This window comes from Sabulibacter ruber, from assembly GCF_017355955.1.
Lineage (GTDB): Bacteria > Bacteroidota > Bacteroidia > Cytophagales > Hymenobacteraceae > Nibribacter > Nibribacter ruber_A.
Map to the genome: position 1 here is coordinate 1 of NZ_JAFFID010000204.1, position 245 is coordinate 245.

The following is a 245-nucleotide window of genomic DNA, read 5'->3' on the forward strand; positions in this document are numbered from 1 at the left end:
TGCTGGCGGCCATGGCGCTGGAGCGCGGCTTCTCGGTCCTGATCCTCACCAACGCCATGCGCCCGATGCAGCGCCCGCGCGTGGAGGAAGCGCTGCTGGCGCTGAAGGCGCTGCACGGGGAGCGGCTGCGGCTGCGCGTCAGTCTGGACCATTTCACGGCGGAGCTGCACGACCGCGAGCGCGGCGAGGGAAGCTTCGCCAAGGCGGCCGAGGGGCTGGCCTGGCTGTCGGCGGAGGGTTTCGCC

The 245-nt window shown here is 72.7% G+C and carries 1 protein-coding gene; it reads left to right on the forward strand.

Annotated features, from left to right (window positions below; genetic code table 11):
- Window positions 1–245: radical SAM family protein (locus JT719_RS25060; RefSeq protein ID WP_207436494.1), on the forward strand; the 245-nt coding region annotated here is incomplete at both ends.